The organism is Kribbella sp. NPDC049227, from assembly GCF_043197265.1.
In the GTDB taxonomy this organism is placed as follows: Bacteria; Actinomycetota; Actinomycetes; order Propionibacteriales; family Kribbellaceae; genus Kribbella.
In genome coordinates this window covers 548,497-564,120 of sequence record NZ_JBICST010000003.1, presented here as the reverse complement: position 1 = coordinate 564,120, position 15,624 = coordinate 548,497, and the positions used below count along the sequence as shown (strand labels likewise).

Here is a 15,624-nt window from a genome sequence, read left to right as displayed (position 1 = left end):
TCATCGGTAGTCCAACGCTGTCGCGCGTTCCAGCTGGATCTCCGTATCCGCGACCGCGACCAGGCCCGGTCGGTGCGCGGCGATCAACGCCGTCCGGCCGACGGTCAGGCGGGCGACCGCAGCGAGGACCGATGCCTCGGTCTCCCCGTCCAGGTTGGCCGTCGGCTCGTCGAGCAGGAGCAGCGGTGCATCCATCAGGAACGCCCGCGCGAGCGCGACGCGCTGCCTCTCCCCCGCGGACAGACCGGCACCGCGCTCACCCAGCGGTGTCGCGAGGCCGAGCGGCAGCCTGTCGATCGTTTGCGTGAGCCCGGCGTCGTCGACCGCTCGCCGTACTTCGTCCTCGGCAGCGTCCGGTCTGCCGAGCCTGATGTTGTCGGCCAGACTCCCGGCGAACAGGTAGGGCCGCTGCGGGACCCATGCGACGTTCTGGCGCCAGCGGTCGGGATCGAGCTGCGCCAGGTTCACCCCGCAGACGGTCACGTGCCCGGAGTCCACCCCGACGAAGCCCAGCAGTACGGCGATCAGCGTCGACTTGCCGCAACCGCTCGGCCCGGTCAAGGCCACCACCTCTCCCGACCGGACGGACAGGCTGATCCGGTCGAGTGCGGGACCGGCCCGGTCCGGATAGCTCACGCACAGGTCGTCCACCCGCAGATCCACGGCCGGATGGAACGGGAGAACGGCTCCGATGCCCCCTGCCGGACGCGGGCTGTCCAGCACCGTGAACACCTGGTCCGCCGCCGCGGCACCATCGGTGCTGGTGTGGAAGCCGGCGCCGAGCGTACGCAGCGGGAGGTAAGCCTCAGGCGCGAGGATGAGCACGAACAGGCCGGTCGAGAGGTCGAGACTGCCACTGACGAGCCTGATCCCGACCGCCACCGCGACGACCGCCACCGACAACGAAGCGAGCAGCTCCAGCACGAGGGACGACAAGAAGGCCACTCGCAGCGAACCCATCGTCTCCTGCCGGAAGTCGTCGGTCGCCCGACGGACCAGGGCTGCTTGGGACCGCGACCGGCCGAACACCTTCAGCGTCGTCAGGCCGGCGATGCTGTCGAGGAAGTGGCCGCCCAGACGCTGCAGGACGACCAGACGCTTGACCGCCTGGACCTTGGCGCCGGCACCGACGACGGCCATCAGCAGCGGGATCAGGGGAACGGTGACAGCGACGATCGCCGCAGCCACGATGTCCTGCGTCACGGCCGCCGTGATGACCGCGGTGGGGACGATCACAGCCAGGACCAGCTGCGGCAGATAGCGGGTGAAGTAGCCGTCGAGAGCATCGAGGCCGCGTGTACCGAGCGTCTCGAGATCCGCGGTGCGGTGCCGGGTAAGCCAGGCGGGCCCCAGGTCGACAACCTGCCGAAGGAGAGCCATCCGCAGCTCCGCCTTGGCTTGCGTGCCGGCTTGGTGCGACATCAGCTCGGCCCACCAGGCGAGCCCGGCACGGGCGATCACGACGCCGAGCAGAGCCAGCAGCGGACCGCGCAACTCGGCAAGCCCCGCGCCGTCCTGGAAGGACCTGGACAGAAGGCCCGCCAGCAGGAAGGCCTGTGCGACGACCAAGGCCGCGGTCGCGACCCCGAGACAGGCGGACCGCAGCATCAAGGTCCTGACTGCCCGCGTCCGAGTGATCAGTCTCCGGTCAACGGCGGGCATCGGAGTCCTCGCCGAGTCGCGCGGCGCCGAGGCCCTGCCGGTCGCTCATCCGTGCCAGCGCCCGCTGGAATGGATCGGCGAACGCCGCGTCGGTCGCGCGATCCAGGGCCTCGATCTGCGATTGCACGGCTTCGCGACGTGCGGGGAGGACTCCGGCCCGCAGTTCCTCGAGCATGGCACGCAACCGGCGGCAGATCTGCGGCGAGACGACGCCGTACTGGCGGATCTCGGTCACTCCGAGCTCGAGGTACTCCTCCCAGCCGCGGGTCCGCAGGACCAGGCGGACCCGGCCGTCGGTGTCGAGCGCGGTCCCCCGGAAGGCGCGGTCGGAGGCGCCGATCCCGAGCAGCAGGGCGCCCATGTGGTTGAGCACCTGTGTCGCGGTGGTGGGGTCGTTGACCGCCGGAGACAACGCCCGGATGGCGATGTCGACCAGGATGCGCAACGCGAACGCCGGGTCCTGGTCGATCGTGCGCTCGCGCCCCAGCGAGACCATCCTGGCCAACCGCCGCAGGTCGGTCTCGCCGGGCGCCGCGCCGTGAACCTCCATCAGGACGCTGCCCGCGATGACGAAGTCACCGATCGTGTGGGGTATGACGACGGTCTGGTCCCGGGCCGTCGCGAACCGGACGATGCCGGCGATGTCGATGTCCTGGATAGCGCCCGACCGAGGAGCCGGCACCCTGGAGCCCGGCGCCCCCCGCCGGCCCGCGTGATCGCCGGTACCGGCGTCCGCGACGAGGCCGTCTTCCTCGGCCTCGATCGCCAGCCCGGCCTGTGCCATCGCCGCCGCGACGGCGACCGGCCGCAGCGCGTGCACGAACCGGTCGAAGTACAGCAGCAGGAGGATCAGATCGATCCCGACGGCCAGCCCGACCAGGCTGATGCCCAGATCGGGCACGGAGTCGGACTCCACCTGGCGCAGCAGTGCGAAGGCGAAGGTGAACGTGGCCGTGAACGACGCGAGCACGAACTTCTGCAGCCGGTCCCGGTACCACAGCCGCATGAACCGTGGCGACAGCGTGCCGGTCGCCATCTGGACGACCAGCACGCCGATCGTGACCACGAAGCCGATCAGCCCGACCATCGCGGCCGCGGCGGCCGACAACACGCTGCTCGCGGTGCTCTCGGAGTACGACCACTCCGGCGGCAACGAGATCCGGCCCTCGAGCCAGAGGTCGGCCCCGGCCAGCACCACGCCCAACAGGCCGCCGAGGAGCGGCACGACCCAAAGGCTCTGCCGGACGTACTGGTGTGCCCGGAAGCCGGCTGCCCAGAACCTCACCGTCGCGGTCCGGTCAGACCGCTCAGTGATGGAACCCGGACGGCGCTTCCTCCTGCGGCATCGGAGCCTGCAGCCCGTCGAGCCATTGGACCGCGACCCGCACGTCACGCAGGAACAGCTCGGCCATGTCGTGACTGAACCCGTTGCGCACGACCACTCGCAGTACGGCCAGATCCTCCCGGTTCGGCGGCATCGTGTACGCCGGCACCAGCCAGCCCCGCTCGCGCAGCTTCCGGGACACGTCGTACACGGTGTACTTCGTGACACCGTCGGCCATCCGGAACGCGAACACCGGCAGGTCCCGTCCGTCCGAGACCAGCTCGAACTCGGGCATCTTCTTGATCGCCTCGCTCAGGTGCACGGCGACGTCCTGACACGTCTGCTGGATCCGCCGGTAACCGTCCCGGCCGAGCCGCAGGAACTGGAAGTACTGCAGCAATACCTGCGCGCCTGGCCGGGAGAAGTTCAGGGCGAAGGTCGGCATGTTCCCACCGAGGTAGTTCACCCTGAAGACGAGCTCCTCGGGCAGGTTCTCCGTGTGCCGCCAGAGCACCCAGCCGACGCCTGGATAGACAAGCCCGTACTTGTGACCCGAGGCCTGGATCGAGGCCACTCGCGGCAGCCGGAAGTCCCACACCAGGTCGGGCTGCAGGAAGGGAGCGACGAAACCGCCGGACGCGGCGTCGACATGCACCGGCACGGACAGCCCGGTCCGCTGCTCCAGGTCGTCCAGGGCGGCGCAGATCTCGGCGACCGGCTCATAGCTGCCTTCCATCGTCGAACCGAGCACGGTGACCACGCCGATGGTGTTCTCGTCCACGAACCGCAGGGCCCGGTCGGCGGTCAGGTAGAGATCGTCGCCCTCCAGCGGCACGTACCGCGGCTCGACGTCCCAGTACTCCGCGAACTTCTCCCACACGACCTGCACGTTCTGGCCCATCACGAGGTTGGGGTGCTCGGTGGACAGACCTGCCGCACGACGGGCGTGCTGCCAGCGCCGCTTGAGTGCCAGGCCGCCCAGCATGCACCCCTCGGAGCTGCCCGTCGTCGACGTCCCGATCGCGTCGGCCGTGTCCGGCGCGTTCCACAGGTCGGCGAGCATCAGTACGCAGCGGCTCTCGATCTCCGCCGTCTGCGGGTACTCGTCCCTGTCGACCATGTTCTTGTCGACCGTCTCGGCGTACAGCCGGTCCGCCTCGTCGTCCATCCACGTTGTCACGAACGTGGCCAGGTTGAACCGGGCGTTGCCGTCCAGCATGACCTCGTCCCGGACGATCTGGTACGCCGACTGCGGCAGCATCTCCTCATCCGGCATCCGGTCCTTCGGAACCGCAAGGACCGTGTCCCTGGCGAACCGCGGTATGGCGGCACGATCGACCGCCGCCTGCTGCGTGGTGCTGCTGATCCCGCCCATCGCCGACCCCACCCCTCGATCACGGCGACACGACCTGCCGCCGCAACCCATCTCACACCCGGACGCCCGGAACCGTCCTCACCCGCTGGGCATGAGGCGCACCGCCGTACGCCGGTCCGCGATCAGAGCGAGCGGACCCAGTTGGCCAGCAGTGCGGCGCCGGCGTCGCCGGACTTCTCGGGGTGGAACTGGGTGGCGGTGAGCGGGCCGTTCTCGACTGCGGCCACGAACCGGTCGCCGCCGTACGACGTCCAGGTCACCAGCGGGGCCACCGACTCGCGGGCGTCGGTCAACTGCCACTCGCGGACGCCGTACGAGTGGACGAAGTAGAAGCGTTCCTTCTCGATGCCGTCGAAGAGCCCGGTGCCGGCAGGTACGTCGACCGTGTTCCACCCCATGTGCGGGACCGGCTCGTCGTGCTGGGGCTTCAACCGCTCGACCGTGCCGGGCCACTGCTCGCAGCCCTCGGTCTCGACGCCGTGCTCGATGCCGCGGGCGAACAGGATCTGCATGCCGACACAGATTCCGAGCACCGGGCGCGCGCCGGTCAGGCGCCGGTCGACCACGACGTCACCGCGGACGGACTTGAGACCGGTCATGCAGGCCTCGAACGCCCCGACGCCCGGGACCAGCAGACCGTCCGCGTTCAGCGCCTCGTCGAAGTCGGAAGTGACTGTCACGTCCGCGCCCACCCGCTGCAGGGCCCGCTCCCCCGACCGGATGTTGCCCGATCCGTAGTCGAGGAGCACGACCTTCTTGCTCACAGAGCGCCCTTGGTGGACGGAATGCCCGGCTGCCGCGGGTCGAGCTCGGCGGCTGCCCGCAGCGCCCGGGCGAAGGCCTTGAACTGGGCCTCGACGATGTGGTGCGGGTCGCGGCCGGACAGCACCCGGATGTGGATGCAGATCGCGGCGTTGAACGCGAGCGTCTCGAACACGTGCTGGGTCAGCGAACCGGCGTAGTCGCCGCCGATGATCGCGTACACCTGACCGTCGGGCTCACCGGTGTGGACGCAGTACGGCCGGCCGGACAGGTCGACCGTGCAGTGCACCAGCGCCTCGTCCAGTGGCACGGTCGCGTCGCCGAACCGGCGGATGCCACGCTTGTCCCCGAGAGCTTCACGAAGCGCCTGGCCGATGCCGATCGCGGTGTCCTCGACCGTGTGGTGCGCGTCGATCTCGAGGTCACCGACCGTGTTCACGTGCAGGTCGAGCAGCGCGTGCTTGGCCAGCGCGTTGAGCATGTGGTCGTAGAACCCAACACCTGTTGAGATCTCGGCCCGTCCCTCGCCGTCGATGTTCAGCTCGACCAGGACCTTGGACTCGCTGGTCTCCCGATCGATCCGCGCTGTGCGGCTCATGTCTGCCTTCCCACGTCGGTCTTCAGTACACGCTCCAGTGAAGCGCGGAACGCGGCCATCTCGGCGCCGGTGCCGATGGAAACCCGCAGCCAGCCGTCCGGTCCGGTCTCGCGGATCAGTACGCCGTCGTCCAGCAGCGACTGCCAGACCGCGTGCCGGTCGGCGACCGTGCCGAACAGGACGAAGTTCGCGTCCGAGTCGACCGCGCGCAGGCCCTGCGCCCGCAGCCAGTCGACCGTCTCGTCGCGCTCCACCCGCAACTGCTCGACCCGGCCGAGCAGTTCGTCGGAGTGCCGCAGTGCTGCCCGCGCGACCGCCTGCGTCACCGCGGACAGGTGGTACGGCAGCCGCACGATCCGCAACGCGTCCACCAACTGCTTGCTCGCGGCAAGGTATCCGACCCGGCCACCGGCCAGCGCGAACGCCTTCGACATCGTCCGCGCCACCGCGAGATTCGGGTACGACGGCAGCAGCGTCACCGCACTCGGCGTCCCGGTACGGCGGAACTCGGCGTACGCCTCGTCGACCACGAGGACCGAGCCGTTCGCGGCGGTCCGGGCGGCGATCGCCTCGACCACGTCGATCGGCAGCGCCGTCCCGGTCGGGTTGTTCGGCGAGGCGAGCAGTACGACGGACGGGTGGTGCCGGGAGATCGCGGCCAGCGCCTTGCTCTGGTCGAGGGTGAAGTCCTCGGCCCGGCGGCCGGTCACCCAGGCCGTGTTCGTGTCCCGCGCGTACTCCGGATACATCGAGTACGTCGGCGCGAACGAGAGCGCCGTACGCCCTGGTCCGCCGAAGGCCTGCAGGATGTGCAGCATGACCTCGTTGGAGCCGTTGGCCGCCCAGACCTGCTCGGCGGTCAACTGCGCGCCGGACTCCCGGCCCAGGTAGGCCGCGAGATCCGCGCGCAGGTCCAGGAACTCACGGTCCGGATAGCGGTTCAGGCCGCGCGCCGCCTCGGTGACCGACGCGGCGATGTCGGCGACGGTCTCCTCGCTCGGCGGGTACGGGTTCTCGTTGACATTGAGCAGCACCGGGACGTCGAGTTGCGGGGCGCCGTACGGCTCGAAGCTCTTCAGCTCGTCGCGGAGCGGCAACCCGTCGAAGCGGCCCATCAGTTCTCCCCGGGGAATCGCACCGACACCGCGGCGCCGTGGGCCGGCAGGTCCTCGGCGTGCGCCAGCGCGACCACGTGGCCGGCTACCTCCTGCAGGGCGTCGCGCGAGTAGTTCACGACGTGCATCGCCTTCAGGAAGCTACGCACCGACAGTCCCGACGAGTGGCAGGCACAGCCGGCGGTCGGGAGAACGTGGTTGGACCCCGCGCAGTAGTCACCCAGCGAGACCGGCGACCAGCCGCCGACGAAGATCGCGCCGGCGTTGGTGATCAGCCCGGCCCGCTCCTCCGCGTCCGCGGTCTGGATCTCCAGGTGCTCGGCGGCGTACGCATCGACCACAGCGGTGCCCTGGTCCAGATCGTCCACGAGTACGACGGCCGACTGCTGACCGTTGAGCGCTTCGGTGACCCGGTCCTGGTGCTTGGTCTTCGCGACCTGCACCGACAGCTCGGCCTCCACCTTGGTTGCCAGGGCTTCCGAAGGTGTCACCAGCACGCTGGCGGCCATCGGGTCGTGCTCGGCCTGGCTGATCAGGTCGGCGGCGACGTGCTGCGGGTCCGCGGTGTCGTCGGCGAGGATCGCGATCTCGGTCGGGCCGGCCTCGGAGTCGATGCCGACCTCACCCAGCACGAACCGCTTGGCCGCGACCACATAGATGTTGCCCGGTCCCGTGATCAGATTGACCTTGCGGCAGCCCGTGACACCAGCACCGAAGCCGTAGGCGAAGCCGGCGATCGCCTGCGCGCCGCCCATCGCGTAGACCTCTTCGATCCCGAGCAGCGCACACACCGCGAGCACAGTCGGGTGCGGCAGGCCGCCGAACTCCTTCTGCGGCGGCGATGCGATCGCCAGCGACGGGACCCCGGCGACCTGCGCCGGTACGACGTTCATCACCACGCTGGAAGCCAGCGGCGCGCGGCCGCCGGGGACGTACAGCCCGACGCGCTGGACCGGGACGAACCGCTGCCTCACCCGCCCACCGGGCGCAGGCTCGGAGGCGATGTCGGCAGTGAGCTCGTCCTGGCTGACCTCGCGGACCCGCCGGATCGACTCCTCGAACGCGGCACGGACCTCGGGATCCAGCTCCTCCAGCGCGGTCTTCAGCGCCTCGGCCGGGACACGGACGTCGTCGACACGCACATGGTCGAACTTCTCGCCGTACTCCCTGATCGCCTCGAGTCCACGATGGCGGACGTCCAGACAGATCGGTCGGACGACGTCGAGAGCCTTCTCGACGTCGAACACGGCTCGGGGGACGAGGGCATTCACTTCGGCTTGGAGGTCGGACACCTCTCCGGCCGCCACTCGGCCCCGCAGGTCGACGCGGCGAATCATGGGGTCAGTCTAGTGGTGACGACCCGCCGTTCCCGCGCCCTATCCACCACGCGGCCGATCACCGGCCGTGATCGGGGTGATCGTCCACTACGCTCGACAGCATGGACTCCCGCCTGCCGCTGCTCACTGTCGAGACGGTGATCTTCCCCGGGCTGGTGCTCCCCATTCCGGTCACCGATGTCCAGGGCCGCGCGGTCGTCCGCGACCTGGTCGAGAACGGCGGTGAACTCGTCTGCGGCGCGCTGGCCGTCCGGGACGGGTACGAGCTGGGTGAGCGGGTGTTCCGGTCGCTCTACGGGACCGGTTGTGCGGCGACGATCTCGGAGATCACCCTCGACGCCGACGACGACGGACCGGTCGAGCTCACGCTGACCGGCAACCGCCGGTTCAAGGTGGCCGAGCTGGACGGCGGCGGTGACTACCTGGTCGCGGACGTCGAGTGGCTGGACGAGGAGCTGGGCGACGACCCACTCGGTACGGCGACCATCGCGATCGAACGGTTCCGCCGGTACGCCGCGGCCGTCACCGAGATCAGCCGCCCGGGCCTGCACATCGGCGAACTGCCGGACGACCCGAGCACGCTGTCGTACCTGATGTCGGCCGCGATGACGCTGCTCACCCCGGACCGGCAGAAGTTGCTCGAAGCCACCGACACCACGGCCCGGCTGGCCCAGCTCGTCGGCCTGCTGGACACCGAGCTCGCCGCGATCGCCGCGCTCCCGTCGCTGCCCGACACCGACCTCAGCTGGTCGACGATGTCGCCGAACTGACCCCCTGCCGGGGTTGTAGTAGACCCAGGGGACCTTCTCGAAGGGGCTGGGGATGGACGGGAAGTACGTACTGATCACCGGGGGAACCAACGGAATCGGGCTTGCGGCCGCAAGCGAGCTGAGTCAGCAGGGCGCCCGCATCGGGCTCGTGGCGCGGAATCGAGCGAAGGCCGAGAAGGTCGCCGCCGACCTCGGCGGGGCGGACGTCTTCGAGGCCGATCTGACCTCGCAGGCCTCGATCCGGGCGATGGTCGCCGACGTCGTGGACCGGGCGCCGGCCATCGACGTCCTGGTGAACAACGCCGGCGCGATCTACGGCACCCACCAGCTCTCGCCGGAAGGGATAGAGCTGACCTGGGCGTTGAACGTGCTCGCGCCGTACCTGATCACCAATCTGCTGACCGGCCACCTCTCCCCCGGCGGCCGGGTGATCATGACCGTCTCGGACGAGCACGCGAAGGCGAAGCGCATCGACTTCGACGACCTGACCGGGGAGCGGTTCTACTCCACCACCGCCCGGATGACCGGCGGCCCACTGCGCCGGTACGGCGAGACGAAGCTCGCGACGATCCTGCTCACCGCGGAGCTGGCCCGGCGCGGAGTTCAGGCGTACTCGTTCGAACCCGGGCTGGTCTCCACCGGGTTCAACACCAACAACGGCCGGCTGATGAAGGCCATGATGGCGATGACCAAGCCGTTCGCCAAGACACCGGAGCAGGGCGCCGAGACCCTGGTGTGGCTGGCGGCGGGAGCTGAGGCCGAGGCCGGCGGCTACTACTCGGACAAGAAGCTCACCCAGCCGTCCGCCGCGGCGCAGGATCAGGCGACCGCCGAGAGGCTGTGGCAGATGTGCGCGGAGCAGACCGCCCTACCGAAGTGAATCCCAGCGCGGTATGGTTCTGGTATGAGCAAGCAGATCACCGTGCGGTTGCCGGACGAACTGGTCGACTTCATGGACGAGCTGGTGGCGACCGACAAGGCAACCAGCCGGGCGTCCGTGGTCGCCCGGGCGATGGAGCGTGAGCGCCGCCGCGAGCTGGCCGCCCGCGACCTCGCCATCCTGACCGAGCACGGCGACTACCCCGACCTGGAGGGCCTGGCCCCCGCGGCCGCCGGCACCGTGCTGAGCGACCTCGACTGATGCGGCCGCTCCACATCGCCCGGCTCGACAAACCACGGCCGGTCGTGGTGCTGACGCGTGAACTCATCCGCCCTCGCCTGACCAACGTGACGGTGGCGCCGATCACCAGCACGATCCGCGGCCTGTCCACCGAGGTACTGGTCGGCCCGGAGAACGGGCTCGACCATCAGAGCGCGATCTCCTGCGACAACATCCAGACCATCCCGAGGGTCCAACTCGGCCGCCTGATCGGCTACCTCCACCCCGACCAGGAACCCGCCCTGGCCGAGGCCATCAACCTCGCCTTCGACCTCGAGCTGTAGCCGACCACGGGTCCGACCACGCTCCCTCGCCTGACACCGGGTAGCGCGGGCGGGGTGGTGGGGCGGTGCGTTTGGTGGGGTTGGGGTCAGCCGAGCTTGCTCACGTCGCGGACGGCGCCCTTGTCTGCGCTGGTGGCCATGGCGGCGTAGGCACGGAGGGCCTGGGAGACCTTGCGCTCACGTGCGCGCGGGGCGTAGACGCCGCCGAGGGCATCCCGGCGTACGGTCAGCTCGGCCTCGTCGACCAGCAGCTCGATCGAGCGATTCGGGATGTCGATGCGGATCTGGTCGCCGTCCTGGACCAGCGCGATGGTCCCGCCGGACGCGGCCTCCGGGGAGGCGTGTCCGATGGACAGACCCGAGGTGCCGCCGGAGAAGCGGCCGTCGGTGACCAGCGCGCAGACCTTGCCCAGGCCGCGGCCCTTCAGGAACGACGTCGGGTACAGCATCTCCTGCATCCCGGGGCCGCCCTTCGGGCCCTCGTACCGGATCACCACGACGTCACCCGGCTGGACCTGCTTCGCGAGGATCTTCTCGACCGCTTCCTCCTGCGACTCGCACACCACCGCGGGACCCTGGAACGTCCAGATCGACTCGTCCACCCCGGCCGTCTTCACGACGCAGCCGTCGACGGCCAGGTTGCCCTTCAGTACGGCGAGGCCGCCGTCCTTGGAGTAGGCGTGCTCGAGGTCGCGGATACATCCGCCGGCCGCGTCGGTGTCGAGGGTCTCCCACCGCTCCGACTGCGAGAACGCGGTCGCCGACCGCTTGCACCCGGGCGCCGCGTGCCACAGCTCGACGGCCTCCGGCGACGGCGAGCCGCCGCGCAGGTCCCACGTCTTCAGCCACTCGTCGATCGAGTCGCTGTGCACGGTGTGGATGTTCTCGTTCAGCAGTCCGGCCCGGTGCAGCTCGCCCAGAATCGCCGGGATGCCACCGGCCCGGTGCACGTCCTCCATGTAGTACGTCCCGCCCGGTGCGACGTTCGGCGCGACCTTGGCCAGGCACGGCACCCGGCGCGAGACCGCGTTGATGTCGTCCAGGTCGAAGCCGACCTCGGCCTCCTGCGCGGCCGCGAGCAGGTGCAGGATCGTGTTGGTCGACCCGCCCATCGCGATGTCCAGCGCCATCGCGTTCCCGAACGCCTCGCGGGACGCGATGTTGCGCGGCAGCACGGTCGCGTCGTCGTTGTCGTAGTACCGCTTGGTGATCTGTACGACGGTCTCGCCGGCCTTCTCGTACAGGGCCTTCCGGGCGGTGTGGGTGGCAAGCACCGAACCGTTGCCGGGCAGCGACAGGCCGATCGCCTCGGTCAGGCAGTTCATCGAGTTCGCGGTGAACATGCCGGAGCAGGAGCCGCAGGTCGGGCAGGCGTTCTCCTCGATCCGCAGGATGTCGGCGTCGGAGACGTTCTCGTTCACGGCCTCGGACATCGCGTCGATCAGATCCAGCTTGCGCACGGTGCCGTCGACCAGCGTGGCCCGGCCGGCCTCCATCGGGCCGCCGGAGACGAACACGGTCGGGATGTTCAGCCGGAGCGCGGCGTTCAGCATGCCCGGGGTGATCTTGTCGCAGTTCGAGATGCAGACCAGCGCGTCGGCGCAGTGTGCCTCGACCATGTACTCGACCGAGTCGGCGATCAGGTCCCGCGACGGCAGGCTGTAGAGCATGCCGCCGTGGCCCATCGCGATGCCGTCGTCGACGGCGATCGTGTTGAACTCGCGCGCGATCCCACCGGCCGCGTGGATCGCCTCGGACACGATCCGGCCGACCGGCGCCAGGTGGGTGTGGCCGGGGACGAACTCGGTGAAGCTGTTCGCCACCGCGACGATCGGTTTGCCGAAGTCCTCCCGGGCGACCCCGGAGGCCTGCATGAGGGCGCGGGCGCCGGCCATGTTGCGGCCGTGGGTGACGGTACGGGACCTCAGGGCAGGCACGACGGCATCTCCTCGCAGTAGAACGACCCCTCTGATGTTGCCATGTGCGTCCGGATGGCGGTACGCGGGTCCCGGATTGTGGAGCGGATGATTCTGTCGGACGCCGGACCTAGCCTGAGGACATGGCTGGGATGGAACACCACACGCGAGCGGTGCATCCTGCCCTGCGCCCGTACGTCGGTGACGTGAGCGGGTACGCGTATCACGGCGATCCCCCTGACCTGCACCGCGGCCTGCCCTCGCGGTACCTGACGCTCGTCATCACCCTCGACGATCCGCTGGGCGTCGCCTGGCCCGGCCGCCCGGTGGAGAAGTACGACGCACTGGTCGGCGGACTGCACTCGACCGCGGTCCATATCGGCGCGACACCCAGCCGGGCGGGCATCCAGCTGTCGTTGACGCCGGCCGCGGCGCGCGTCCTGCTCGGCCTGCCACCCGGTGAGCTCGCGTCCACCGTCGTCGGCCTCGACGAGGTGCTCGGCCGGCCGGCCCGCGTGCTGACGGAGCAACTCCGGGAGGCCCCGAGTTGGGACGAGCGCATGGACTTGCTCGAGACGCTGTTCCTCCGGCGGATGGCGGACACACCTGCCGATGAGGTGCGTCCGGAGGTCGGCTGGGCCTGGCGACGACTGCGTGACGCCGGCGGGGCGATCGGCGTACAAGAGCTCGCCAAGGAGGTCGGTTGGAGCCGGCGGCATCTGACCGATCGGTTCACCGCCGAATTCGGGCTGCCGCCGAAGGTGGCGGCGCGCGTGCTGCGGTTCGAGCGGGCGGTCGGGCGGTTGCGACGGCAGCCGGCGACTCGGCTCGCCGACCTGTCCGCCGAGTTCGGGTACGCCGATCAGGCGCATCTGACCAGGGAGTGGCAGGCGATCGCGGGCTGCTCACCGCGGCAGTGGCTGGTCGAGGAGCTCCCAAATCTTCAAGACTTCGTCCCGGCCTGGGCCGAAGAGTTGGAGGCATGAACACCACGACTGAACAGCAGAAGAACGTGATCGGCGTCTGGCCTGGTCTGCACTACAAGGACGGACAGGCCGCACTGAAGTTCCTCACCGAGGGACTCGGTTTCGTCCTGGTCGCGTCGTACCCCGGAGCGGCTGAGGGTTCGGTTGCTCATGCCGAGCTGTCCTGGCCGACCGGTGGCGGCATCATGGTCGGCTCGAGCGACGCCAAGTCCGAAGCGGACGAGTTCAGTGCGCTGGCCGACGTGCCGCAGTCGGTCTATCTCGTCCACGACGACCCGGACAGCCTGATCGGCCGCACGATCGCCGCCGGCGCGGTCGTGGTCCGCGGTCTGTCCGACTCGGACTACGGATCCCGCGGCTTCACCGTCCGCGATCCCGAGGGCAACCTCTGGAGCGTCGGCACCTATGCCGGCGAGATTCCCAAGTAATCCACAGGGTCGTGCTGCACGCCCAGCATCGACGCGGCGATCTCACTAGACTCGCGGGGTGACCGAGACACCCGGGCTGCCCGTTTCCGAAGCCGTCGAAGTGCTGAGCCGAGTCTTCGGGTACGACGCCTTCCGCGGTGAGCAGGCGGAGATCATCGACACGGTCGTGGCCGGTGGGGACGCGTTGGTGCTGATGCCGACCGGTGGTGGCAAGTCGCTGTGCTACCAGATCCCGGCGCTGGTCAGATCCGGCGTGGGCGTGGTGATCTCGCCACTGATCGCGTTGATGCAGGACCAGGTCGACGCGCTGACCGCACTCGGGGTCCGGGCCGGCTTCCTCAACTCGACCCAGGACTTCGAGCAGCGGCGCGAGGTCGAGCAGGCGTTCCTGGCCGGCGAGTTGGACCTGCTCTACCTGGCCCCCGAGCGGCTCCGGGTGGAGTCGACCATCCGGCTGCTCGACCAGGGCAAGATCGCACTGTTCGCGATCGACGAAGCGCACTGTGTGTCCCAGTGGGGCCACGACTTCCGGCCCGACTACCTGATGCTGTCGGAGTTGCACGAGCGCTGGCCCGACGTACCGCGGATCGCGTTGACCGCGACCGCCACGGAGGCGACGCACCAGGAGATCGCGACCCGGTTGAAGCTGACCGACGCGAAGCACTTCGTCGCGAGCTTCGACCGGCCGAACATCCAGTACCGGATCGTGCCGAAGGACAGCCCGCAGCGGCAGTTGCTCGACCTGCTCCGGACCGAGCACGCCGGTGACGCGGGCATCGTCTACTGCCTGTCCCGCAACAGCGTCGAGAAGACCGCCGCCTTCCTGACCCAGAACGGGATCGAGGCCGTGCCGTATCACGCCGGCCTGGACAGCCGGACCCGCGCCGCCAACCAGGCCAGGTTCCTGCGTGAGGACGGGCTGGTCGTGGTCGCGACGATCGCGTTCGGGATGGGCATCGACAAACCGGACGTCCGCTTCGTCGCCCATCTCGATCTGCCGAAGTCGGTCGAGGGCTACTACCAGGAGACCGGCCGCGCGGGGCGCGACGGGCTGCCGTCCACCGCGTGGCTCGCGTACGGGCTGCAGGACGTCGTTCAGCAGCGGAAGATGATCGACACCTCCGAGGGCGATCTCGCGCATCGGCGCCGGCTCAGTTCGCATCTCGACGCGATGCTCGCGTTGTGCGAGACCGTGCAGTGCCGCCGGTCGCAACTGCTCGCGTACTTCGGTCAGCACGGCGACGCGTGCGGGAACTGCGACACCTGTCTGACTCCGCCGGAGTCGTGGGACGGGACGATCGCGGCGCAGAAGCTGCTGTCGACCGTGTACCGGCTGCAGCACGAGCGAGGCCAGAAGTTCGGCGCGGGCCAGCTGATCGACATCCTGCTCGGCAAGGAGACCGAGAAGGTCAAGCAGTTCCGGCACGACCAGCTGAGCGTTTTCGGGATCGGCACCGAGCTGAAGGACACCGAGTGGCGCGGCGTGATCCGGCAGTTGCTGGCGCTGCGGCTGCTCGCGGTCGAGGGCGACTACGGGACGCTGGTGCTCACCAATGAGAGTGGCGAGGTGCTCGGCCGCCGGCGCGAGGTGATGATGCGCCGGGAGCCGGAGCGGATCCGGTCGAAGTCCTCGTCGGGGTCGAAGAAGAAGGCGGCGGCGGACCTCTCCCCCGAGGCGGCTCCGGTCTTCGAGCGGCTACGGGCCTGGCGCGCCGCCGTCGCGAAGGAGCAGGGCGTCCCGGCGTACGTCATCTTCCACGACGCGACGCTCCGCCAGATCGCCACCGACCTCCCCGGCAGCCTGGCCGCGCTGGGCACCATCAGCGGCATCGGCGAGAACAAACTGGCCAAGTACGGCGAGGGCGTCCTGGAGGCGCTGTCCGCGCCGGACTGATGTCGAGTCCGGCC

15 protein-coding genes are annotated in these 15,624 nt (G+C 69.6%); 7 read left to right on the top strand and 8 right to left on the bottom strand.

The genetic code is table 11. The features are described from left to right. From cydD to hisD, 7 genes are all read right to left on the bottom strand, one after another. Positions 1–1,608, bottom strand: coding sequence for a thiol reductant ABC exporter subunit CydD (cydD, locus tag ACGFH6_RS14950; RefSeq protein ID WP_393383912.1), 1,608 nt, complete (start codon positions 1,606–1,608; stop codon positions 1–3). 40 nt (positions 1,609–1,648) lie between these two features. Next, positions 1,649–2,947 (bottom strand): DUF2254 family protein, encoded by a 1,299-nt coding sequence (locus ACGFH6_RS14945; RefSeq protein WP_393383910.1) that lies wholly within the window; start codon positions 2,945–2,947, stop codon positions 1,649–1,651. Between the two features lie 22 nt (positions 2,948–2,969). Then, entirely contained in the window at positions 2,970–4,361 is a 1,392-nt protein-coding gene (locus ACGFH6_RS14940) for a glutamate decarboxylase (RefSeq protein ID WP_393383908.1), read from the bottom strand. Between the two features lie 122 nt (positions 4,362–4,483). Next, complete coding sequence (hisH, locus tag ACGFH6_RS14935) at positions 4,484–5,125, bottom strand: imidazole glycerol phosphate synthase subunit HisH (protein ID WP_393383906.1); 642 nt, start codon at positions 5,123–5,125, stop codon at positions 4,484–4,486. Then, entirely contained in the window at positions 5,122–5,721 is a 600-nt protein-coding gene (hisB, locus tag ACGFH6_RS14930; protein WP_393383904.1) for an imidazoleglycerol-phosphate dehydratase HisB, read from the bottom strand. The genes hisH and hisB overlap by 4 nt, the downstream gene beginning before the upstream one ends. Then, positions 5,718–6,836 (bottom strand): histidinol-phosphate transaminase, encoded by a 1,119-nt coding sequence (locus tag ACGFH6_RS14925; protein ID WP_393383902.1) that lies wholly within the window; start codon positions 6,834–6,836, stop codon positions 5,718–5,720. The genes hisB and ACGFH6_RS14925 overlap by 4 nt, the downstream gene beginning before the upstream one ends. Continuing rightward, a complete protein-coding gene (gene hisD / locus ACGFH6_RS14920; protein ID WP_393383900.1) occupies positions 6,836–8,173 on the bottom strand; it encodes a histidinol dehydrogenase in 1,338 nt (445 codons plus the stop codon). Before hisD ends, ACGFH6_RS14925 begins: the two co-directional genes overlap by 1 nt. A gap of 101 nt (positions 8,174–8,274) precedes the next feature. Between hisD and ACGFH6_RS14915 the strand changes: the two genes are divergently transcribed. From ACGFH6_RS14915 to ACGFH6_RS14900, 4 genes are read left to right on the top strand one after another with little or no spacing between them, the layout of a single operon-like run. After that, a complete protein-coding gene (locus tag ACGFH6_RS14915) occupies positions 8,275–8,943 on the top strand; it encodes an LON peptidase substrate-binding domain-containing protein (RefSeq protein WP_360449399.1) in 669 nt (222 codons plus the stop codon). A gap of 52 nt (positions 8,944–8,995) precedes the next feature. Next, positions 8,996–9,823 (top strand): SDR family NAD(P)-dependent oxidoreductase, encoded by an 828-nt coding sequence (locus ACGFH6_RS14910; RefSeq protein WP_393383897.1) that lies wholly within the window; start codon positions 8,996–8,998, stop codon positions 9,821–9,823. A gap of 24 nt (positions 9,824–9,847) precedes the next feature. Then, positions 9,848–10,084, top strand: a complete 237-nt coding sequence (locus ACGFH6_RS14905; protein ID WP_131351492.1) for a YlcI/YnfO family protein — start codon at positions 9,848–9,850, stop codon at positions 10,082–10,084. Further along, positions 10,084–10,386, top strand: a complete 303-nt coding sequence (locus tag ACGFH6_RS14900; RefSeq protein ID WP_131514573.1) for a type II toxin-antitoxin system PemK/MazF family toxin — start codon at positions 10,084–10,086, stop codon at positions 10,384–10,386. Before ACGFH6_RS14905 ends, ACGFH6_RS14900 begins: the two co-directional genes overlap by 1 nt. A gap of 86 nt (positions 10,387–10,472) precedes the next feature. Here ACGFH6_RS14900 and ilvD read toward each other — a convergent pair whose 3' ends face one another. Continuing rightward, positions 10,473–12,323 carry a dihydroxy-acid dehydratase gene (gene ilvD / locus ACGFH6_RS14895; RefSeq protein ID WP_393383894.1) on the bottom strand — a complete coding sequence of 617 codons (1,851 nt, stop codon included), beginning with the start codon at positions 12,321–12,323 and terminating at the stop codon, positions 10,473–10,475. A 122-nt stretch (positions 12,324–12,445) separates the two neighbouring features. On the opposite strand from ilvD, the gene ACGFH6_RS14890 reads away from it, so the two are divergent. Genes ACGFH6_RS14890 through recQ form a run of 3 tightly spaced genes read left to right on the top strand, consistent with a single transcriptional unit; the run spans position 12,446 to position 15,610 of the window. Beyond that, positions 12,446–13,288, top strand: a complete 843-nt coding sequence (locus ACGFH6_RS14890) for a helix-turn-helix domain-containing protein (protein WP_393383892.1) — start codon at positions 12,446–12,448, stop codon at positions 13,286–13,288. Continuing rightward, a complete protein-coding gene (locus ACGFH6_RS14885) occupies positions 13,285–13,716 on the top strand; it encodes a VOC family protein (protein WP_393383890.1) in 432 nt (143 codons plus the stop codon). Before ACGFH6_RS14890 ends, ACGFH6_RS14885 begins: the two co-directional genes overlap by 4 nt. Positions 13,717–13,774: 58 nt before the next feature. Further along, the gene (gene recQ / locus ACGFH6_RS14880) at positions 13,775–15,610 is read left to right on the top strand and encodes a DNA helicase RecQ (RefSeq protein WP_393383889.1); all 1,836 of its coding nucleotides are present in this window, start codon (positions 13,775–13,777) and stop codon (positions 15,608–15,610) included. Positions 15,611–15,624: the final 14 nt, after the last annotated feature.

What these genes read in the sequence shown, in the direction of transcription:
- cydD (WP_393383912.1), bottom strand. Translation starts at nt 1,608, where the DNA reads ATGCTGCGGTCCGCCTGTCTCGGGGTCGCGACCGCGGCCTTGGTCGTC.
- ACGFH6_RS14940 (WP_393383908.1), bottom strand. Translation starts at nt 4,361, where the DNA reads ATGGGCGGGATCAGCAGCACCACGCAGCAGGCGGCGGTCGATCGTGCC.
- hisB (WP_393383904.1), bottom strand. Translation starts at nt 5,721, where the DNA reads ATGAGCCGCACAGCGCGGATCGATCGGGAGACCAGCGAGTCCAAGGTC.
- ACGFH6_RS14925 (WP_393383902.1), bottom strand. Translation starts at nt 6,836, where the DNA reads ATGGGCCGCTTCGACGGGTTGCCGCTCCGCGACGAGCTGAAGAGCTTC.
- hisD (WP_393383900.1), bottom strand. Translation starts at nt 8,173, where the DNA reads ATGATTCGCCGCGTCGACCTGCGGGGCCGAGTGGCGGCCGGAGAGGTG.
- ACGFH6_RS14915 (WP_360449399.1), top strand. Translation starts at nt 8,275, where the DNA reads ATGGACTCCCGCCTGCCGCTGCTCACTGTCGAGACGGTGATCTTCCCC.
- ACGFH6_RS14910 (WP_393383897.1), top strand. Translation starts at nt 8,996, where the DNA reads ATGGACGGGAAGTACGTACTGATCACCGGGGGAACCAACGGAATCGGG.
- ACGFH6_RS14905 (WP_131351492.1), top strand. Translation starts at nt 9,848, where the DNA reads ATGAGCAAGCAGATCACCGTGCGGTTGCCGGACGAACTGGTCGACTTC.
- ACGFH6_RS14900 (WP_131514573.1), top strand. Translation starts at nt 10,084, where the DNA reads ATGCGGCCGCTCCACATCGCCCGGCTCGACAAACCACGGCCGGTCGTG.
- ACGFH6_RS14890 (WP_393383892.1), top strand. Translation starts at nt 12,446, where the DNA reads ATGGCTGGGATGGAACACCACACGCGAGCGGTGCATCCTGCCCTGCGC.
- ACGFH6_RS14885 (WP_393383890.1), top strand. Translation starts at nt 13,285, where the DNA reads ATGAACACCACGACTGAACAGCAGAAGAACGTGATCGGCGTCTGGCCT.